Consider the following 21,172-nt stretch of genomic DNA (forward strand, 5'->3'; position numbering starts at 1 on the left):
CTATAACAGCGCATGGAACACACTGGTAAACCTCGCCACGCTGGTTGTTATGGCAAATGGTTTGACCCGTTCAGGCTTCATCGACTGGTTCGCTAACACCATGAGCACGCACCTGGAAGGCTTCTCACCTAACGCGACCGTGATCGTGCTGGTGCTGGTGTTCTACTTTGCTCACTACCTGTTCGCCAGCCTTTCCGCACACACCGCCACCATGCTGCCGGTTATCCTGGCGGTCGGTAAAGGTATCCCGGGCGTTCCAATGGAACATCTGTGTATCCTGCTGGTGCTGTCCATCGGTATCATGGGCTGCCTGACGCCGTATGCAACCGGCCCTGGCGTTATCATCTACGGTTGTGGTTATGTGAAGTCTAAAGACTACTGGCGTCTGGGAGCTATCTTCGGCGTTATCTACATCGCTATGCTTCTGCTGGTCGGCTGGCCGATTCTGGCAATGTGGAGCTAATCATTCCGGCTCACGCCTGATGAAAATGATGCCAGTCAGCTAAACCTGACTGGCATTTTTTATGATTAAATAGATGATATTCAGAATTTATATAAGTATCCGAAATCATCATGACATCAACATGGCGTTATTCTTCTTTACTGGCAACGCTTCTGCTGCCAGTTTCTGCGGCTCAGGCCGATGAACTTCAGGCAAAACAGTACGCTGATTTTGACCGCTACGTGCTGGCCCTCTCCTGGCAAACCGGTTTCTGTCAAAGCCAACACGAGCGTAATCGTCAGGAACCCGACGAATGTCGTCTGCAAAAAGAGATTGCAGTCAAAGCGGATTTTCTGACCGTTCACGGCCTGTGGCCCAGCCTGCCAAAATCAATCGCCGCTCGCGGAGTAGATAACCGCCGCTGGATGCGTTTTGGCTGCGCAACACGCCCCATTCCTAACCTGCCTGAAGCGCGCGCCAGCCGTAAATGCGCAGCGCCTGAAACCGGCCTGTCACTGGAGAGTGCTGCGAAACTGAGCGCGGTGATGCCAGGCGCTGGCGGAACATCCTGCCTGGAACGCTACGAGTATGCCAAACACGGCGCCTGTTTTGGTTTTGATCCCGACGTGTACTTTGGCACGATGGTGCGGCTGAATAATGAATTCAAAAACAGCGAAGCGGGCAAGTTCCTCGCGGATAACTACGGCAAAACCGTCAGCCGCAACGCATTTGACGCCGCTATCGCCAAAAGCTGGGGCAAAGAGAACGTCAAAGCCGTGAAGCTAAGCTGCCACGGCAATCCGGCTTATCTCACAGAGATCCAGCTATCCCTGAAAGCCGACACCATCAATCAACCGCTATCTGCGCAGTCACTCTTACCGCAGCCGCATCCGGGTAACTGCGGTAAACAGTTTATTATCGACAAGGCTGGATACTGAAAATCACGACCGACGCGCAAACCGGGCGTCGGTCTGCATGCTTAGCGTTGCAAACGGGCGTCCGGGCGAACCAGATCAAAACGGTGTGTTTCACTGATTGAATAGTACGCCGTGGGTCCACCCGCACGCAGTACCGGCTTCGCTTTCGCCGTCTGGTAGATGCCTTCTTCCAGTAGCGTTTCATCTATATGGATGCCCACCACTTCTCCCAGCACCAGCCAGGTTTCTACAGGCGCGCCGTCAGCAGTGGTCAGTTGCAGAGTTTGCGATAAACGACACTCAAAATTAACCGGGCTTTGCGCCACGCGCGGCACGCTGACAATCCGGCTGTCGGCTTTATTCAGCCCAGCGGCAAAAAACTCGTCCTCGCCGCGCGGCAAGCTGGCAGACGTTTCATTCATCGCGCCAGCCAGTTCAAGGGTGGTCAGGTTCCAGACAAACTCACCGGTTTCGACAATATTCCGCACGCTGTCTTTCCAGCCGCTGCTGGCAAAACCAATAATCGGCGGATGGTAGTTAAAGCAATTAAAGAAACTGTATGGCGCCAGGTTATGTCGCCCGTTACTGTCGCGCGACGCAATCCAGCCAATGGGGCGCGGTCCAATGATGGCATTTAGCGGGTCGTGCGGTAAGCCGTGTCCCTGTGATGGTTGATAGAAATACATAGCCTTCTCTGGTGTCATTAACGGTAGCGCAGCACGAATTATGCTTCGCTCATCTCCCTGGAAAAAGAAGATCAGCGTAGAACAATCCGTTAAAGATTACGACTGAATAAAGTTGAGCAGATCGCCATTGATCTGCTGTTTATGGGTGGTGCAAATACCGTGAGAACCACCGGCATATACCTTTAACTGCGCATCCGGCAATATTTCTGCCGCGACCTTGCCGCAGGTTTCAAACGGGACAATCTGATCGTCATCGCCGTGGATCACCAGCGTCGGGATGGTCATTTTTTCGAGATCGCCACGCAGATCTGTTTCTGAAAACGCATGAATGCAGTCGTACAACGCTTTGATGGACCCTTGTAAGCCCTGTTCAACAAAACTTTCCCGGACGGCTTTCGACTCTTTTGCGCCCGGACGGTTATAACCATAGAATGCCGCGGTCAGTTCATAGAAGAAGGCGGCGCGATCGTTCACTACCCCTTCCCGGATGCCATCAAACACCTCTTTCGGCACGCCATTCGGGTTAAAGTCGGTCTTGATCATGATGGGCGTCACCGCGCCAATTAACACCGCTTTTGCCACCCGCTGCGTCCCATGGCGGCCAAGATAACGCGCCACTTCCCCACCGCCGGTAGAGTGCCCAACATGCACGGCATCTTTAAGATTGAGATGCGCGGTAAGTTCAGCCAGATCGTCAGCATACTGATCCATATTGTGGCCATCCCACGGTTGGGCCGAGCGGCCATGTCCGCGCCTGTCATGGGCGATCACACGAAATCCTTTCGACCCAAGAAACAGCATCTGATCCTCAAACGCATCTGCTGTCAGCGGCCAACCATGACTGAACACGATGGGCTGTCCACTTCCCCAGTCTTTAAAATGCAAATAGCTGCCGTCTTTTAAGGTAAGTTTGTCGTACTGGCTCATGAGATCTCCTGTAGCGGAACACTGAGTTGTATTGACGCACCCGCAACGAGCGCTTAAAAAGCATAATGCAAATTGGAGAACGATCACGTTTTTCGGCTAAAATCACACCATATGCGACAATATTGATGATTTACCTGAATGTGAACTAAATCACTTCAAACATGGGGTAAGTCTCAGTATCATCATACAAGCTAAACCCTTGCCGCCTGACGGTGAGGGTTTTCTTTTGGGATTATTTACCTGCGCACCCGCAGTATCGACGACATGGAGTAATAAATGTCCAGACCAACTATCATCATTAACGACCTCGATGCGGAACGCATTGACCGCCTGTTGGAGCAACCTGCGTTTGCTGGTTTACCCATTGCCGACGCCCTGAACGCCGAGCTGGATCGCGCGCAAATGTGTTCTCCAGAAACCATGCCGCACGATGTCGTGACCATGAACAGCCGCGTGAAATTCCGCAATCTGAGTGATGGCGAAGTCCGTGTGCGTACCCTGGTGTATCCGGCTAATATGACTGACAGCAGCACACAGCTTTCCGTCATGGCGCCTGTTGGCGCGGCACTGCTGGGCCTGCGCGTTGGCGACACCATTCACTGGGAACTGCCGGGCGGTACATCAACACACCTCGAAGTCATCGAGCTTGAGTACCAACCAGAAGCTGCGGGCGACTACCTGCGCTAACTCTGTCTTATCAAAGCTATTCGCTTTATCTTGCAGGGGATGCATCTGCATCCTCTTTCCGGTTACTCCTCATCTCCCCGCTCCTCACGTTATTTCCTGTTCGCAAAACATAAATCTGTGCCGTGACTGACAGAATCATTTTTAATACTATGCTGTTATGTGTTCATGTAATGACAAGGAGAATGTTTATGTACAACACAATCATAATGCCTGTTGATGTATTCGAAATGGAACTGAGTGACAAGGCTATTCGCCATGCAGAATTCCTGGCACAGGAAAACGGCGTTATCCATCTGCTGCATGTGCTGCCAGGCTCAGCAAGCTTAAGCCTGCACCGCTTTGCGGCAGACGTTCGTCGTTTTGAAGAGCATCTGCAACACGAAGCGGAAACGCGTCTGCAAACAATGGTCGGTCACTTCAGCATCGATCCCTCCCGCATTAAACAACACGTGCGCTTTGGTAGCGTCCGTGACGTGGTCAACGAGTTGGGTGAAGAGTTGAATGCGGATGTGGTGGTCATTGGGTCACGTAACCCGTCCATCAGTACCCACCTGCTCGGCTCAAACGCCTCCAGCGTTGTCCGCCACGCCACTCTGCCGGTACTGGTTGTCCGTTAACTGCATCTGATTTACTGTAACAACCCCACCCGTCTTACGGGTGGGGGTTATTGCGTGATGCACTCTTTCTCATCGGCAGCGCCCATAACCTGGCACACCTCCCTTGTAGATATTTTTTGTAAGGCCAACTCCCTGTACTGTCTTGGGCTGACACCCGTATGTTTATGGAAAAAACGCGTAAAGTAGGCTTCATCATTGAATCCTAAAAAAGCCGCAAGCTGCTTTATCGTCTTAGAGGTGTAGACCAGCTCCTGTTGGGCTTCCTGCAGTACGCGCATATTAATCACATCCAGGCTGGACATGCCTAATGTTATCCGACATAAGCGCGACAGATGCCCCGGGGACATACCCATCTCTTCAGAATAATCATTAACGGTCAGCCGCTGGCGAAAGCGCTGATCCACCAGCAGGAGGAATTTGTTTATTTGGGAGGCTTTACGCGAGCAGATATCAAATTTCTGCTGTTCTTCTGTCAGGGTACTGATACGCGTGAGGTGAACCAGGATGGAAATAAAAATCGAAATGCACATTGCCTTATGATTAACCCTCGGTTTTTGCATCTCTTTTTGTAAAGACTGATAAAAACCCTGAATAATTTTCCCGTCTTCTGGGGAGCCATCGAGGGGGATTACGCAGGGCTTATGCATCAGAGTGAGAACGTTGGGCGCCAATAATCCCATTACCGACTCCATTGGCCCTTGTGAGGCAGTGATCGTCATCCCTTCCGTACCGGGCCGGTAATCAAAACCATGAACGGTCTGCGCAGGTACAAGGATGAGACCCGGCCCCTTCAACTTTATCCGGGTGTAATTCATTAAAACATCAACCTCGCCACTCTGAATAAAGAGGGTCTGAATCAATGAGTCATGAATATGCGGGCTGGCTTTCCAGTTCAGGGGTTTTGAACGCAATGAGATCATTTCTACATTAAAGAAATTTTCCCAGCCTGGTTCCGACTGCTCGCCATATAACGCATAAGTAGGAATGGTCGTTGTCATCAATGCTTCCCCACCCAATCAAATGGACCCGCCAGGCGGCAACGGTGTCATCCCCTGGCGGGCTAAGGTTATGCGGGCATAATGACCGCGCCGTCAGCATTCAAACGCGCTATCTCCTCGACAGAATATCCGTATTCCAAAAGAATTTGCTGCGAATCATGCCCTAATCTGCGGGATGGACGAATTTGTGCAGGCCCCATACTGCCAATGTTCACAGGAGGGGTCACCAGCACGCGTCGGTTACCAGTGATATATTCAACATTTCTCAGACAGTCCGTCGCCCACGCCTGCTCATCGTCAAGGATTTCATCAGGCGTGAAGCCTTTCTCATGAGCAAAGTCGTTTTGTTTTAACATCTGCATCATTTCATCAAGCGAGCGTTTAGCGACCTGCTCACTGATGATCCTGATAATATCCCGGTTACGTCCATGCAGATTGACATCGGCAATACGACAAAACTCGGGACTGTCGACCAAATCTTCGCGACCAAGTAGCGTCATGAACTTATTGAAAAAGCGATCGTACTCTGGGATACAAATTACCATCCAGCGACCATCACGGGTTTTATAGGTATTGTTGAACGGGTTCGCGACTTCACAACGGGATTTAGGATAAACGTTGCCGTATTGCGCCGATGTGACGGCAATACTCATCATAAACAACGCGGTATGATGCAGACTCACAGTGACCTTATCCCCCTGCCCAGAGAGCGTACGACCATATAACGCCGCGCAGACACCCGAAACAAGACACATGGAGGCCTGGAAATCGCCAAACCCATTAACTGAGTTAATCGGCGTTTCCCCCCGTTCGTTTGTCGACCCCAGGATCCCTCCCCGGCAAACATAGGCCGTCGCATCAAACCCTGCGGTATCTTTTTCTGGTCCTTGCTCACCGTACCCCAGAATCTGAGCGAAAATTAAACGAGGGAAACGCAGGTGCAACTCTTCCCATGAGAACCCCAGCCGCTCCAGCGCTTTCGTCCGATAGCTGGTCACTACCACATCAGCGGTGGAAAGAATACGCCAGGCAATTTCTTTCGCTCGCTCCTGTTTCAAATTCAGGCACAGAAAACGCTTATTGGCATTGGAAATATCAAATGCCGGATTCTCATCATCTTCATACGGCATATTAAAAACTGACGCCTGCGTACGACCAGGATCGCCGATGGGCGGTTCGATTTTGATCACATCCGCCCCCCAATCACCTAAAATACGCGCTACCGTTGGCGCAGCCAGAAATGATGTCAGATCAACGACCTTAACGCCCTCTAATGGTCTCATACGTCATATTCCCTCAATAATGAGTAGCCTGTTTAACCGGCAAATCCTTTACGGCCACCGGCGCTTACGCGTGCTGATTTCTTTTCTATTGGCCGAATGCGCGCAATTAACATAAAGAAGGCTCCGACAATCGCCACGCCAGCGCCCAGATACAGTGCGTACTCGTACTGACCACCGGAGACATCAATCACCCAGCCAGCGAGTACAGGCGAGAGAATACCCGCCAACGTCCCGAACACCCCGTTCAGCCCGACCAACATACCGGTGTCTTTTTGCGAGAAAATAATAGGAATTGAAAAGTGTGCAGCCATCGTGAAGCACAGGAAGAAGTTCGACGCAGAGATAAGCGTGGCGGCACTCCACAAGCTGTTTGCCTGAGTGCCGAGGATCAAAAATACCCCAGCTAATAATAACCCCAGTACCGGAGAAATCTTACGTCCGACGTTTTGTCCAAATCGACGACATGCGGCATCAGTAACTACGCCCCCCAGCGGATAGGCAAAGATTGCCACCAGATACGGCAGCATAGAAAAAATCGCGCTTTGTTTGAGATCGATTCCACGCCCCATAGCAAAGTAGGTTGGCAGCCAGGTCATGAAGAGAAAAAAGAGGTAATTGGTACAAAAGTAACATAAGGCGCATGCCCAGACTGAAGGGGTTGCCAGAATATCGCCTTTACTTAGCGGCTCATTTTGTGTAGCCGGAGAGATTTCAGTAGAGACTTGCCCAGCCAGAATATAGTCTCGTTCACCCTGGGTGATAAATGTATCCTGTTGCGGACGGTTGCTGCCGAGCTTCCACCACAGCAGACACCACAGTACGCCGGGTACCGATACAACGTAAAACACGGCCTGCCAGTCCCAGCGTTGGACTATCCATGCAGCCAGAACCATGGCAACGGCAATACCAGTAGGGCAACCTATCTGCAATAATCCTGTCGCCATTCCGGCTTCATGCTTAGGTACCCATTTTGCCGCCAGTGAAAAGTTAGCCGGCACAAGCAACCCTTGGCCAATCCCGACCAGAATACGCAGCAACATCATGATGCCCAGCGTTGATCCTAACGGCGTTAGAAATGTGAAAACTGCCCACCATAATGTTCCGGTCACCAAAACGACCCCGCCGCCAAACCTGTCCGCCAGTAAACCCGCGGGTAACATTGTGACGGCATAGCCAATGAAAAACGCCGTGGATACCCAGCCAAACTGCATAGCGCTCCAGCCATATTCCTGCATTAATGCAGGCCCACACATCGACATCCCACTTCGCGCCACAAACATGACGAAATAATCAATAATGAGCAGGACAATAATGCCCCAGCGTCTGTTCCCTGGTGATGTACTCATAGGTCACTCTCGCAAAAAAGCAAAAATGGCCGTAGCCACAGGATAAACAGCGACGTACGACCAAAAATGAGGTTAGTGTCCCGTAAAATCGGCTAACCTCTGACACGGTGCAAACGCCCCCGGACTAGCGAATCTCACCACCTGCGGCAATCAATGGGCGTGCGATAGTCAGTCGCTGCACGGTACGTGGGCCTTCTTCAAACCACAGGGCACGAGCATCGCGGTACATCCTTTCTACCGGGCCATACGGGTTATCTTCGAAATAGCCAATACCACCAAAGATTTCGAGACAGCTATCCGATACCGTACGCACGGTATCAATGCCGTGCAGTTTGCACATGGCTGAAACCATCTCAATATCTTCGCCACGGTCGAATTTTTGCGCACAGTCGCGCAGCATGACGCGCAGCGCATGTACCTGCGTGCCCATATCCGCCAGCGTTTGTTGAATCGCCTGGCGAGAAACGAGAGCCTTACCGAAAGTCACACGATCTTTTGCTCTGGCAATCGCCAGCTCCAGGAAGCGCTGTGACATGCCAAGGCAGGTTACGGCAATCATGGCGCGTGAATGCGCCAGCGCATTCATGAAAATATCCAGGCCATCGCCCTCTTTCCCCATAATGTTATGCGCAGGGACTTCGCAGTTTTCAAAACGCAGATAAGCATGACCCGCACCACGGCACCCCATCATATGCGGCATAGGATCAATGTAATAACCGGGGGTATTCGTTTCGATAAAGAATGCTGTTAAGCCACCCTTTTTACGCTTATTCTCATCCGTAACCGCAATAACATAGCTCCCATCGGATATATCCGTATGAGATATCAACGTCTTAGTTCCGTTAAGAATATATTTATCCCCTTTTTTAACCGCGGTAGTACGAATATCTGCACCCGAACCGCAATCCGCCTCAGTTAATGCAAAGTTAATATACGCATCTTTATTTGCCAGCAGCGGTAACCATTTAGCGCGCAAATCTTCTGCGCCATGATCGTACATAATTCGCCAGTTCAATCCGTTGGCGTGGTGCAGGTTCATACGCATCCCACCAGGCCCGCGGCAAAACTCTTCCATCACCGAAAAGAACTGTTCGCAGTTGAGTCCCATACCGCCAAATTCTTCAGGCATCGCCAGACGAAACAGATCGTTTTTACGGCAAACGTCGTAATAAGAGTCAGGAAAGACATTCGTCCGCTCAACTTCCAGTTGAATTTCTTCCAGCTCAGTTTCGGTAACCTTTCTGACTTTTTTCTTCAATGCTTCCAGTTGCTGCTGAGATAAAATGGACATATACCAACCCCACTCCACGTTGAATACTCAGGTAAGAATGCAGGCCATAAGAATATGAATATATAAAAAATAAGATATTCTAACCAACCTGTTTCCATGAATTAACGTGATGGATTATAAAAATAAAATTCGTCCTCCTGACATTGACAGATTTAACCAAAAACAGGACAAATCGAACATCACCAAAACCCAGCGCTTATTTCTGAACCCGCATCACAAAAACATACTAAATGCTCGTTTTGTCCAGGACGTTGTTAAATATGTCTATGCATCATTAATGCCCGCTGAATTTATTCTCCTCATACCAATTATTCTGCAAGTCGGCGTCCAGGCACGATCAGAATATAAAGAAATGAACATCGTCCGAAACATCAATTCTTATCAGCAGGCATCATTGAGGAGACATCATGGACTTTAGCCTGACCGAAGAGCAGGAACTGCTTTTAGCCAGTATCCGCGAACTGATAACACGAGATTTTCCCGAAGAATATTTCAAGACCTGTGATGAAAATGGCGCCTTCCCCAGCAAGTTCTTTCAGGCATTGGCCGAAAGCGGCGTGGGGCTGTTAGGCATTCCAGAAGAACTCGGCGGCATCCCCGCCGATATGATGACGCAAATGCTGGTTCTGGAGGAAATCGCGCGCATGGGGGCTCCCGCCTACATTATGACGGAAGGCCAATGCATCCATAATATGCAGCGCTTTGGCAATGCAGAACAGTTGGCGAAAACGGCTGAAGTCGGGCTGACCGGGATCCCTGCCTATTCACTCGCCTTCACCGAGCCGCAGGCGGGATCGGATAATAACCGCGTCGCTACAACCTATACCCGAAGAAATGGCAAAGTTTATCTGAACGGGCAAAAAACGTTCATCACGGGCGCCAAAGATTACCCATACATGCTGGTGCTGGCACGCAATCCCGAACCGGAAGATCCGAAGCGTTGCTTCACCCTGTGGTGGGTGGATCCAAACATGCCGGGCGTTAAGCGCAATAGCCTGCACAAAATCGGCTGGCACATGGTCAGCAACTGTGAGGTTTTTCTCGATAACGTTGAACTGGAAGAAAGCGCGATGGTGGGCCGCGAAGGTTACGGCTTCATTCACATGATGGAAAACTTCGATATTGAACGTCTCGTCATCGCCGCACACTCGCTGGGTGTGGCGGAATGCGCCTTTGAAGATGCCGCCCGCTACGCCAACCAACGTATTCAGTTCGATAAAAATATCGGCCAGTTCCAGATGATTCAGCTCAAGCTGACCCAAATGGCGATAAAAATCCAAAACATGAAAAACATGGTCTATCGCACGGCATGGGAATGTGACAACGATTTACCCATGCGCCTGTCCGCGCCGATGTGCAAATTGTATTGCGCACAGTCAGCCTGTGAAGTCATTGACGATGCGATGCAGATTTTAGGTGGCCTTGGTTACACCAATGACAGCCGGGTATCCCGCTTCTGGCGAGATACCCGTGTTAACCGCATCGGTGGCGGTACTGACGAGATTATGGTGTATATCTCAGCCCGCCAGATCCTAAAACAGTATGAAAAATAATAGGATACGTCATGAAATTACTTGCCTGTTATAAATTGGTCGCGGAAGAACAAGACATCAGTATCACCGCCGACAGAACACTGGACACAACGCGTGCTGGAGAAAAAATCAGCCCATTCGACCTCAATGCTATTGAAGAGGCCGTCCTGCTGGCCGGTGAAAACGATGAAGTCATAGCCCTGTGCGTTGGCGGTCAGGCGCTGGATAACGCCAAACTGCGAAAAGATTTGCTCTCCCGAGGTCCTCATGGACTCTACCTGGTGCGCGACGAGCGGCTGTCAACTGCGCTTGCGCACGAAACCTCCCGGGTCATTGCCGCAGCAGCGAAGAAAATCGGTTTTGATCTGCTGCTGTGTGGCGAAGGCTCTGGCGATCTCTATGCACAGCAAACCGGGCTGCGTGTCGGGGAAATGCTTCATCTGCCCACCGTCAATGCCGTCAGCCACATTGAAATCCATGACGGCTACGTTACGGTCGAACGCACACTGGAAAATGAAATAGAGATTATTGATGTGCCGCTTCCTGCCGTCTTGTGCGTCACGTCAGATATTAATGAACCGCGTATTCCTTCCATGAAAGCGATTCTCGGCGCAGGGAAAAAGCCCGTTACCCAATGGACGGCCGATGACATCGGCTGGTCGCCGGTGTCTCCCGAGGCCGAAATGGTCAATATTTATGCCCCGCAGCAGGCAGAACGTAAACACATCATCATTGAAGGCGACGGCGCAGAAGATATCGCTCGCCTGGCAGAGTATCTCAATAAAGTGCTGAACTGAAGACAACGGAGAAGCTGGAATGAGCAAAATCAATCAGGTATGGGTAGTGAGTGACAGCGCCGACCGTTACGCGGATCTCCTTGCAGGAGCAAAGCAGTTCGGTGAACACGTGAGTGCGGTCATCTGGGATGAGAGCGAGGCTTTGCAGGTACAACATGCCGACGCGGTGTACGTCCTGAGCGGAAAGTCAGAACAGCAACGATTAGAAAACTATGCAGAAACCCTCGCTGCCCTGATACAAAATACCGAAAAAGACGACAGTGCGCTCAGGACGGAAACATTAATCCTGCTGGCGGCAACCCGACGAGGAAAAAGCCTGGCGGCCAGACTTAGCATCCTGCTGCAATCAGCGCTGATTAATGATGCCACCAGCCTGGCGCTGGAGAATGGCGAACTGTATGCCGAACATCGAATGTATGGCGGTCTGGCGTTTGGTCGGGAAAAAATTAACACACCTACGGCTATCGTGACCGTTTCGAGTGGCGCATTCGAGCCGCTGGAAGCAAATGCGCCGCATCAGCTTGCTCCCATACCCGTCAGCTATATCCCACCGCAACATGAGCTTTTATGCAAAGCGCGCCGGGCAAAATCGGTCAGCAGCATCGATCTCAGTAAAGCCCGTCGTGTCGTCGGTATTGGGCGTGGCTTAGCGGCCAAAGACGATCTGCATATGATCTGGGATTTAGCCGCTGCGCTGAATGCGGAAGTCGGCTGCTCTCGCCCCATTGCTGAAGGTGAGCACTGGATGGATCGTGAACGTTACATTGGCGTTTCTGGCGTACTGCTTAAAACCGATGTGTATCTGGCGCTGGGCATCTCAGGGCAGATACAGCACATGGTCGGCGGTAATGGCGCCAAAACCATTGTCGCCATTAATAAAGATAAGAATGCGCCAATCTTTCAGTACGCCGACTACGGGCTGGTAGGCGATATATATAAAGTCGTCCCGGCATTAACTGAACTGCTACAGCACTAACATTTAACGCCGCCATCCCGAATGGCGGCAACAGGAGCAAAAGCGATGTCGGACGAAAAATTTGACGCCATTGTTGTCGGCGCAGGCATCTCAGGCTGCATCGCCGCTTATGTAATGGCAAAAGCAGGACTGGATGTGCTGGTCATTGAGCGTGGTGATACTGCGGGCAGTAAAAATATGACCGGAGGACGACTCTACACGCACAGCCTGGAAGAAATTATGCCGGGTTTTACCCATATAGCCCCCGTTGAAAGAAAAGTAGTCAGGGAGCGAATTTCCTTTCTTACAACAGAAAGCGCTGTCACGCTGGACTATCTCGCGAGCCCCCCCCAACAGGCCCCGGTCGCAGAATCATGGACGGTGCTTCGCCGCACATTTGACAGTTGGCTCATGGCGCAAGCAGAAGCCGTTGGCGCTCAGTTCATCACCGGCGTCAGAGTAGATTCACTGATCCGTCAAAATGGACGAGTGACGGGAGTTCAGGCCGGAGACGATACCCTGGAGGCAAATGTGGTTCTCCTCGCCGACGGTGTAAATTCTCTGCTGGGCCGCGCTATCGGTATGGTGCCAGAATCATCGCCGCACCATTATGCCGTTGGTGTGAAGGAGGTGATTTCACTGCCATCCGCACAAATTCAGCAGCGCTTCGGGCTAACTGGTAACGAAGGCGCCGCCTGGCTGTTTGCCGGTTCACCGTCAGACGGATTAATGGGCGGCGGTTTCTTGTATACCAATCGCGATACGCTTTCACTGGGTCTGGTATGCGGCCTCGACGGTATCGAGCATGCCCGTAAAACCGTGCCGCAAATGCTGGAAGACTTCAAACAGCATCCTGCTATCCGTCCGCTAATCGAAGGCGGTACGCTACAGGAATATTCCGCGCATCTGGTGCCGGAAGGCGGGATAGATATGGTTCCAACGTTAGTCGAGAACGGAGTGATGATTGTCGGTGATGCAGCCGGAATGTGTCTGAATCTGGGCTATACCGTGCGGGGCATGGATCTCGCCATCACAGCAGCCAATGTGGCGGCGCAAACGGTCATTGCCGCGAAAAATGCCAATGATTTCAGTAAAGGAAAACTCCAGGCTTATCCCAACGCACTGGAGAAAAGCGCGGTGTTACGCGATATGCGCCACTACCGCCGCCTCCCCGCAATGATGGAGAACCCGCGAATTTTCCAACAATATCCGCAAATGGCAACCGATCTCATGGCGTCTCTGTTTACCGTCAACGGCAAGGCCCCTGCTTCACTGTGCTCGACAGTATTAGCGCACGGCAAAAAAATCGGATTAATTAATCTCTTAAAAGACGGCATTAAAGGAGTTCGCGCATTATGAATACCGTGAACGTCGATGTGAAATTGGGCACGAATAAATTCAGGGTCGATGAAAGACATCCCCATATTGTCCTGGTGGAAAACCCCGATCCAGAGCAGTTCCGTAAACTTATCCTCGCCTGCCCCGCCGGATTATATCGCCAGGATGACGCTGGCAATATTCACTTTGATTATGCTGGCTGCCTCGAATGCGGCACATGCCGGGTGCTGTGTTCACACACCATTCTACAAAAATGGGAATATCCACAAGGAACGTTTGGCGTTGAATTTCGCTTCGGCTAACCCCCTGCAAAACAGCATATCGCCGTATCAGGAGATACCTCGTGTTCGCGGTTCAGGGAGAAGACCATGTCGGTACAGAATCAAATTGATATCAGTACGATTTTAGACAAACACCCCATCAGCAAACGGCAATGGTTTATTGTCTTTCTCGGTTTTTTTGTTCTGGGTATTGATGGTTTCGATGTCACGGCAATTGGCTACATTGCTCCGGCATTAATAGATCACTGGCAACTATCCAAACAAGATCTGGGCCCGGTCATGATGAGTGGATTATTGGGGCTGGCGGCAGGCTCTTTAATTTCTGGCCCGCTAGCTGACCGCTATGGACGTAAAAAGTTAATTATTGGGTCAGTTGTCTTTTTTGGTCTCAGCAGCCTGCTTTCTGCCGGGGCCTGGAATTTATCCAGCCTGACTTTTTTTCGTTTTATTACCGGACTCGGGTTAGGCGCAGCCATGCCCAACATCACGACGCTGGTTGCAGAGTACGCCCCCCACCGTTATCGCTCTCGCCTGTCAACGGTGATCCATTGCGGCTTTAATTCTGGCGCAGCGCTGGGAGGCATACTTAGCCAACAGTTGCTCGGAACGTTTGGCTGGCGCGCCGTGCTTATCGCAGGCGGCATTTTGCCATTATTGCTGGCACTGGTTTTACTGCGTTGTTTACCTGAATCGATGTTGTATCTGGTGCAGCACGCCGGTAACGATGCGCGCCTGGTTCGCCTGCTAAATCTGTTTATTCCCGGAATTGCAGACAAAGATACGCGTTTTTACACCACCGAGCCGCAAAAAGCCCGCGCCAGCACGGCAAAGTCACTGCTGCATCCCCCTTACACGCTGGGAACGGTGGCGCTGTGGTTGACGCTTTTTGTCGGACTCTTCAGCGTTTACCTTTTATCCAGCTGGTTACCCCTGATGATAAAAGATGCCGGACTTACGCTCTCCCAGGCCGTCATTATGGGGTCTGTCTTTCAGATAGGCGGCATGATAGGCAATTTTTGCATTGGTATTGAAATGGATCGTTGGGGCAAACACGAGGCGATTATTCTGACGCTGTCAGGCAGCATATGCGGCGCATTAGTTCTGGGGCTGTTCACCCCTTCGCTTTTCCTGCTCTATGCCCTGGTTCTTATTCTTGGCTTCACTCTCAACGGGATCAACCCCGGTTGCTATGCACTGGCTGCGCACTTTTACCCGACTTCAATACGGGCAACCGGCGTTGGTTGGGCGACGGGCATTGGTCGGCTGGGCGCGATTACCAGCGCAGGCGTGGGTTCGCTCATGCTCGCAGCAGGCTGGACATTCAGTGACGTCTTTCTGTTTTTGCCTCTGCCGCTACTGGCTGGCGCACTGGCGATGTATTGCAAAAAAAGAACTCAGTCTGAGACATAACCAATGACAACGAACCTAAAAATCAATGCCGAGCGTAAAGCGCAATACCGGCAACAGGGCCACTGGGGAGATGCGACATTAGCCGATTACTGGTCCCTGTCGGCCAAAGCGTATGCAGACAAAGTGGCGGTCACCGATAATCGGGGGGATAACTATACTTATAAAGCGCTGGATATTGCCGCGGGACGGCTGGCGTCCTGGCTCATCGATGCCGGTATCCGCCCGGGCGATCGCGTGGCGCTCCAGTTGCCCGGCTGGTGTGAATTCACGATAATTTATCTGGCCTGTCTGAAAAGCGGAGCCGTGATCGTCCCGCTCCTGCCTGCTTTCAGGGAGTGTGAACTGACCTGGATACTCAATAAATCCCGGGCCCGGATACTGTTTACACCAACGAGTTTTAAAAACGACAACCCGGCAGATAGGATCGCCGCACTCCGTTCCGATCTGCCCTGGCTTGAGAAGGTGGTGGCGGTTGATAAGCTGGCGCCTGCGCCCACTGGCCCCGTTCTAAGCCAGATCCTCAATGATTCTCCGCCAATAGCGCATCACGTCCTAACGCATAGCGACGATCTGGCGGCAGTTCTTTTTACTTCCGGTACGGAAGGTCATCCCAAAGGCGTGATGCTGACGCACAATACCATCATCGCCAGTGAACGAACCTTCTGCGCTGCGCTCAATATAAACTGGACGGATTCGATTCTCATGCCCGCTCCGCTAGCCCATGCAACAGGATTTCTGCATGGCGTGACCGCCCCTTTTTTAACGGGCGCCAGCAGCGTGTTGATGGACATATTTTCTCCGCAAGAGTGCCTGGCATTACTGGCGCAAGAGCGCTGCACCTGCATCATGGGGGCAACACCGTTCGTGTGCGATCTGCTGTATGCTTCCAAAGCACAGCGCAGCAGTCTCTCTTCTCTTCGCTTCTTTCTGTGCGGGGGAACCACAATCCCAGGAAAACTTCTGCAGGAATGTCACCAGGCAGGGATTCAACTCCTTGGCGTATACGGAAGTACAGAAAGTGCTCCCCATGCGATAGTGCGACCGCATGACTCTCTGACTCATCAAATGAACACGGATGGCAGAGCCGCTGCAGGCGTTGAAATCAGAGTGGTCGACCAGAAGAAGATGACTCTGGCGGAAAATAATGAGGGCGAAGAAGCCTCTCGCGGCCCCAATGTTTTTGTCGGCTATCTTGATGAACCGGAACTGACCGACCAGGTACTTGACGACGACGGGTGGTATTACAGCGGCGACTATTGCCGGATGGATAAAGACGGCTATATCAAAATTACTGGCCGAAAAAAGGACGTTATTGTTCGTGGCGGTGAAAACATCAGTAGTCGCGAAATAGAAGATATTCTGCTGCTTCATCCGGATATCCACGATGCCGCTGTGGTGGGCATGCCAGATAAACGCCTGGGTGAACGTTCTTGCGCTTATGTCGTGCTGAGTCATCCACAAAAAACGCTTCAGTTGGCTGATATCATCGCGTTTTTCGCTCAACGGCGTATCGCAAAATATAAATACCCGGAATATCTGGTTGTTATAGACAAATTACCGCGTACGGCCTCAGGCAAAATTCAAAAATACATTCTCCGACAGGATATTCTCCAGCGTCTGGCATCCCTCTCGCAAGAAACGACTGGTCTAACAACCTCGGCGTAAGAAGGAGCGCGTTATGTCTCTCACTCATACTGTTTCCGAACATTCCCGCAATGTACGCAGGGTATCAAACCGGATTAAAAACAGTACCAAACCCACTTTTATCCGCCCTAACCCGAACTTCTACCGTTGTCCTCAGTGTGGGGCGTTCCTTGTCACCATGGCTATACGTGACGCAACATCCCCGATAACCTGCTGTGGAAAAACACTCGTCGCGTTACGGGTTAATGATGCCACTACTACCGATGCGCTCGCCCAACAGCATCAACCGCTGATGACCATTTCCGGGGGATTTGAATCAAATACGCTTTCCGTAACGGTAGGTAATCCGGCGCATCCAATGACGGTAGATCACTATCTGGAGTGGATCTTTATTTACACCTTTCAGGGGGGGCAATTTAAATATCTGCCGCCAGGCGCGCCGCCAGAAGCCACTTTTGCACTCGCGGGCAATGATGCTTATGTTTATTGCGATCGCCCAATCTGTAAAGGGAAACAGTGTAAATTCAACTGCAAACGAGGGTTTTCAGCCTATACCTGGTGCAACCAACATGGGTTGTGGCGGTACACATTTTGACGGTTCACATGGCAGGTCAGCATGTTGTGCGCGCTTTAGCGAAATAAAAAACCGCCAGCGGATGACTGGCGGTTTTGGCATTGCAGGTGAGTCTTACTTTTTTATGCTACTGTGGTGCGAATCAGATAATCAAAGGAGCTTAACGAGGCTTTCGCGCCTTCGCCTGTCGCGATGATGATCTGCTTATAGGGTACGGTTGTGCAGTCACCTGCAGCGAAAACACCTTTCACGCTGGTTTCGCACTTCGCATCAATGATAATTTCACCCATGCGGTTACGTTCAACGGCGCCTTCCAGCCAGTTGGTGTTCGGCAGCAGACCAATCTGAACAAAAATACCTGCCAGTTCTACACTGTGAACATCGCCGCTCACGCGGTCACGATACTCGAGCCCAGTGACTTTGCTGCCATCGCCTTTTACTTCTGTCGTTTGCGCATTCAAAATGATGTCGACGTTTTTCAGACTACGCAGTTTATTCTGCAGCACCTGATCGGCCTTCATTTCAGGAGCAAACTCCAGCAGCGTCACATGTTCCACGATGCCCGCCAGGTCGATAGCGGCTTCAACACCGGAGTTACCACCGCCAATCACCGCCACACGCTTGCCTTTAAACAGTGGGCCATCACAGTGAGGGCAATAAGTTACGCCTTTGGTGCGATACTGATCTTCGCCCGGAACATTCATGTTGCGCCATTTCGCACCGGTCGCGATGATAATGCTGCGCGCTTTCAGCACCGCGCCGGATGCCGTTTCAATCTGATGCAGCCCACCTTCCTGCGCCGCAGGAACCAGTTTGCTGGCGCTTTGGCTGTCGATCACATCAACATCATAGTCATCAACGTGTGCTTTCAGCGCGCCAGCCAGTTTCTGGCCTTCGGTTTTCGGTACCGAGATATAGTTTTCAATATCAACGGTATCCAGAACCTGACCGCCAAAACGTTCGCCCATCAGACCGGTGCGGATACCTTTACGTGCAGAGTACACCGCCGCAGCCGCTCCCGCAGGGCCAGAACCAACAATCAGTACGTCATAAGCATCACGCTTGTTCAACTCTTCAGCCGCACGTTTCTCTGCGCCGGTGTCCACCTTCGCCACGATCTCAGTCAGCGTCATGCGACCCTGGCCGAACTCTTTACCGTTCATAAATACCGCCGGAACGCCCATCACGTTACGATCGGTGATTTCATTCTGGAACGTACCGCCGTCAATCGCCGTATGTTTAATGCGTGGGTTCAGTACCGACATCAGGTTCAGCGCCTGCACCACGTCCGGACAGTTATGGCAGGAGAGTGAATAATAGGTTTCAAATTCAAAATCACCGTCGAGATCGCGGATCTGCTCCAGCAACGCCTGCGCCTCTTTTGACGGATGACCACCGGTCCACAACAGCGCGAGCACCAGCGAGGTAAATTCATGGCCCAGCGGAGAACCCGCAAAGCGCGGCCCCTGGTGAGAGCCAGGATTGGTAATCAGGAACGATGGCTTACGCACTGCCAGAGTATTGTCTTCTGTGAAGGTGACTTTTTCTGACAGTTCAGCAATTTCAGTCAGCAGTTCCTTGATTTCTGCCGATTTAGCGCTGTCATCCAGCGTAGCAATCAGCTCAACAGGTTTGGTCAGTTTCTCAAGGTAAGCCCTGAGCTGGGTTTTCATATTTGTGTCGAGCATTCTTCTTCCCTCTCTGAAAACATCATCATGCAAGCCGACTTCGCGGGACTGCATTAATGCAACTTGCGTCATGGTGCTGGAATGAAACAGGCGCAAATTTGCGCCTGTGGAATGCCGGATGCACTATGTTTATCCGGCCTACAAATTAGCTTAGATTTTACCAACCAGGTCTAAAGATGGAGCCAGTGTCGCTTCACCTTCTTTCCATTTAGCCGGGCAAACTTCACCTGGGTGGGATGCAACATACTGTGCGGCTTTAATTTTGCGCAGCAGGTCGGACGCATCACGGCCGATACCTTCAGCGGTAACTTCGATTGCCTGGATGATACCCTGCGGGTCAACAACGAAGGTTGCGCGGTCAGCCAGACCTTCATCTTCACGCATGTTGTCGAAGTTACGGGTCAGGGCGCCAGTCGGGTCGCCGATCATTGCATATTTGATTTTTGCGATGGTGTCAGAGCTGCTGTGCCATGCTTTGTGCGTAAAGTGGGTATCGGTAGAAACAGAGTAAACGTCTACGCCCAGTTTCTGCAGTTCTTCATAATGGTCTGCAACGTCGCCCAGTTCGGTCGGGCATACGAAGGTGAAGTCAGCCGGATAGAAGAAGAAGACGCTCCAGCGACCTTCGGTATCTTTCTCGGTTACTTCGATGAACTCACCGTTTTTGAACGCCTGGTTTTTGAAAGGTTTAATTTTGGTATTAATCAAAGACATCTGTACTTCCTCCGTGTTTTCGTTGAGAGATAAGTTAACGAAAATCTCTTCCAAGGGCTAATGCGTTTCCTTTATCAAATCAATAAGCGTTAACTAACAACTTCCTCAATCGAACCTAAAAGACAAAAGTAAAAAAGGCCCCCTTTGCAGGGAGCCTCATTACCCGAGCTACCCGCAGGTAACTTCAGTACCAGCAGAACTGGCTATGTGTTGCGCTCTACATTACCTTAACAAAGGTCGTAACAGCGATTGGGATTACATCACCCAACTAAAGAAAGGGCAATCGACAGACTGTCGATCTTACCTATGGCTGTGATAGGTTTTGCAATTCAGTCCCCTTTCCTTCTGATTTTATAAGGAAAATCAATGTTCAAGCGTACCTTACTCTTATCCTTACTTCCCGCTATCGTTCATGCTGAAGAGCTACCTGCCCCTGTTAAAGCCATTGAGAAACAGGGCATTACTATTCTGAAACCTTTCGATGCTCCTGGCGGAATGAAAGGTTATCTGGGTAAATATCAGGATATGGGCGTCACTATCTACGTCACGCCCGACGGCAAACATGCTATCTCAGGCTACATGTACAATGAGAAAGGTGAAAACCTCAGTAATGCACTGATAGAAAAAGAGATCTATGCCCCAGCAGGGCGCGAGATGTGGCAGCGAATGGAAAAAGCCTCATGGATTCTGGATGGTAAGAAAGAGGCCCCGGTGATTGTCTACGTGTTCGCCGATCCCTTCTGCCCTTATTGCAAACAGTTTTGGCAGCAGGCGCGTCCGTGGGTCGATTCCGGTAAAGTTCAGTTGCGTACGCTACTGGTGGGCGTAATCAAACCTGAAAGCCCGGCAACAGCTGCCGCAATCTTGTCGACAAAAGATCCGGCCAAAACCTGGCATGACTATGAAGCCTCCGGCGGCAAAATGAAGCTGGAAATTCCTGCCTCTCTCCCGCCCGAGCAGATGAAGATACTCAATATCAATCAAAAGTTGATGGATGATTTGGGTGCTAACGTGACGCCAGCCATCTACTACATGAGTAAAGACA

The 21,172-nt window shown here is 51.2% G+C and carries 20 protein-coding genes and 1 pseudogene; 13 read left to right on the top strand and 8 right to left on the bottom strand.

The window, feature by feature from the left end; translation table 11 throughout:
- Positions 1-463, top strand: a pseudogene (gene citT / locus KQJ18_RS11580) (citrate/succinate antiporter CitT); the annotation flags it as partial.
- 110 nt (positions 464-573) lie between these two features.
- Positions 574-1,380 (top strand): ribonuclease I, encoded by an 807-nt coding sequence (rna, locus tag KQJ18_RS11585; protein WP_216421991.1) that lies wholly within the window; start codon positions 574-576, stop codon positions 1,378-1,380.
- A 41-nt stretch (positions 1,381-1,421) separates the two neighbouring features.
- Here rna and KQJ18_RS11590 read toward each other — a convergent pair whose 3' ends face one another.
- Positions 1,422-2,045, bottom strand: coding sequence for a flavin reductase family protein (locus tag KQJ18_RS11590; protein WP_216421992.1), 624 nt, complete (start codon positions 2,043-2,045; stop codon positions 1,422-1,424).
- A gap of 96 nt (positions 2,046-2,141) precedes the next feature.
- Positions 2,142-2,972: an alpha/beta hydrolase gene (locus tag KQJ18_RS11595; protein WP_216421993.1), complete on the bottom strand. Its 831-nt coding sequence runs from the start codon at positions 2,970-2,972 to the stop codon at positions 2,142-2,144.
- A 276-nt stretch (positions 2,973-3,248) separates the two neighbouring features.
- On the opposite strand from KQJ18_RS11595, the gene rnk reads away from it, so the two are divergent.
- Together rnk and uspG are read left to right on the top strand one after the other, a co-directional pair.
- Positions 3,249-3,659 carry a nucleoside diphosphate kinase regulator gene (gene rnk, locus KQJ18_RS11600; RefSeq protein ID WP_005120853.1) on the top strand — a complete coding sequence of 137 codons (411 nt, stop codon included), beginning with the start codon at positions 3,249-3,251 and terminating at the stop codon, positions 3,657-3,659.
- A gap of 188 nt (positions 3,660-3,847) precedes the next feature.
- Entirely contained in the window at positions 3,848-4,276 is a 429-nt protein-coding gene (uspG, locus tag KQJ18_RS11605) for a universal stress protein UspG (protein ID WP_016152215.1), read from the top strand.
- 47 nt (positions 4,277-4,323) lie between these two features.
- On the opposite strand, the gene KQJ18_RS11610 is transcribed toward uspG, so the two are convergent.
- The 4 genes from KQJ18_RS11610 to KQJ18_RS11625 all read right to left on the bottom strand — a co-directional run bounded on the left by KQJ18_RS11610 (position 4,324) and on the right by KQJ18_RS11625 (position 9,194).
- Positions 4,324-5,274: a helix-turn-helix domain-containing protein gene (locus KQJ18_RS11610; RefSeq protein WP_216421994.1), complete on the bottom strand. Its 951-nt coding sequence runs from the start codon at positions 5,272-5,274 to the stop codon at positions 4,324-4,326.
- Positions 5,275-5,342: 68 nt separating this feature from the next.
- Positions 5,343-6,557 (bottom strand): CaiB/BaiF CoA-transferase family protein, encoded by a 1,215-nt coding sequence (locus tag KQJ18_RS11615; protein WP_038638690.1) that lies wholly within the window; start codon positions 6,555-6,557, stop codon positions 5,343-5,345.
- Between the two features lie 32 nt (positions 6,558-6,589).
- On the bottom strand, positions 6,590-7,903 hold the full coding sequence (locus KQJ18_RS11620) for an MFS transporter (protein ID WP_069323146.1): 1,314 nt from the start codon (positions 7,901-7,903) through the stop codon (positions 6,590-6,592).
- 124 nt (positions 7,904-8,027) lie between these two features.
- Complete coding sequence (locus KQJ18_RS11625; RefSeq protein WP_038638685.1) at positions 8,028-9,194, bottom strand: acyl-CoA dehydrogenase family protein; 1,167 nt, start codon at positions 9,192-9,194, stop codon at positions 8,028-8,030.
- A 407-nt stretch (positions 9,195-9,601) separates the two neighbouring features.
- Between KQJ18_RS11625 and KQJ18_RS11630 the strand changes: the two genes are divergently transcribed.
- The 8 genes from KQJ18_RS11630 to KQJ18_RS11665 all read left to right on the top strand — a co-directional run bounded on the left by KQJ18_RS11630 (position 9,602) and on the right by KQJ18_RS11665 (position 17,746).
- Complete coding sequence (locus KQJ18_RS11630; protein WP_216421995.1) at positions 9,602-10,747, top strand: acyl-CoA dehydrogenase; 1,146 nt, start codon at positions 9,602-9,604, stop codon at positions 10,745-10,747.
- An 11-nt stretch (positions 10,748-10,758) separates the two neighbouring features.
- A complete protein-coding gene (locus KQJ18_RS11635; protein WP_216421996.1) occupies positions 10,759-11,523 on the top strand; it encodes an electron transfer flavoprotein in 765 nt (254 codons plus the stop codon).
- Positions 11,524-11,542: 19 nt separating this feature from the next.
- On the top strand, positions 11,543-12,499 hold the full coding sequence (locus KQJ18_RS11640) for an FAD-binding protein (protein ID WP_216421997.1): 957 nt from the start codon (positions 11,543-11,545) through the stop codon (positions 12,497-12,499).
- 45 nt (positions 12,500-12,544) lie between these two features.
- Positions 12,545-13,837, top strand: a complete 1,293-nt coding sequence (locus KQJ18_RS11645; protein ID WP_199966164.1) for an FAD-dependent oxidoreductase — start codon at positions 12,545-12,547, stop codon at positions 13,835-13,837.
- Positions 13,834-14,118, top strand: a complete 285-nt coding sequence (locus KQJ18_RS11650; protein WP_216421999.1) for a ferredoxin family protein — start codon at positions 13,834-13,836, stop codon at positions 14,116-14,118. The genes KQJ18_RS11645 and KQJ18_RS11650 overlap by 4 nt, the downstream gene beginning before the upstream one ends.
- A gap of 66 nt (positions 14,119-14,184) precedes the next feature.
- Positions 14,185-15,507 (top strand): aromatic acid/H+ symport family MFS transporter, encoded by a 1,323-nt coding sequence (locus tag KQJ18_RS11655; protein ID WP_038638665.1) that lies wholly within the window; start codon positions 14,185-14,187, stop codon positions 15,505-15,507.
- 3 nt (positions 15,508-15,510) lie between these two features.
- The gene (gene fadK, locus KQJ18_RS11660; protein WP_087857125.1) at positions 15,511-17,172 is read left to right on the top strand and encodes a medium-chain fatty-acid--CoA ligase; all 1,662 of its coding nucleotides are present in this window, start codon (positions 15,511-15,513) and stop codon (positions 17,170-17,172) included.
- A 157-nt stretch (positions 17,173-17,329) separates the two neighbouring features.
- A complete protein-coding gene (locus KQJ18_RS11665; protein ID WP_253297478.1) occupies positions 17,330-17,746 on the top strand; it encodes a desulfoferrodoxin family protein in 417 nt (138 codons plus the stop codon).
- Between the two features lie 101 nt (positions 17,747-17,847).
- Here KQJ18_RS11665 and ahpF read toward each other — a convergent pair whose 3' ends face one another.
- Together ahpF and ahpC are read right to left on the bottom strand one after the other, a co-directional pair.
- Positions 17,848-19,413 (bottom strand): alkyl hydroperoxide reductase subunit F, encoded by a 1,566-nt coding sequence (gene ahpF / locus KQJ18_RS11670; protein WP_038638660.1) that lies wholly within the window; start codon positions 19,411-19,413, stop codon positions 17,848-17,850.
- Positions 19,414-19,563: 150 nt separating this feature from the next.
- Positions 19,564-20,127 (bottom strand): alkyl hydroperoxide reductase subunit C, encoded by a 564-nt coding sequence (gene ahpC / locus KQJ18_RS11675; RefSeq protein ID WP_004859485.1) that lies wholly within the window; start codon positions 20,125-20,127, stop codon positions 19,564-19,566.
- A gap of 366 nt (positions 20,128-20,493) precedes the next feature.
- Here ahpC and dsbG point away from each other — a divergent pair.
- Positions 20,494-21,172: thiol:disulfide interchange protein DsbG (dsbG, locus tag KQJ18_RS11680; RefSeq protein WP_216422004.1), on the top strand; the 679-nt coding region annotated here is incomplete at its 3' end.

It is taken from the genome of Citrobacter sp. S55_ASV_140 (genome assembly GCF_018919505.1).
Classification (GTDB): Bacteria; Pseudomonadota; Gammaproteobacteria; order Enterobacterales; family Enterobacteriaceae; genus Citrobacter; species Citrobacter werkmanii.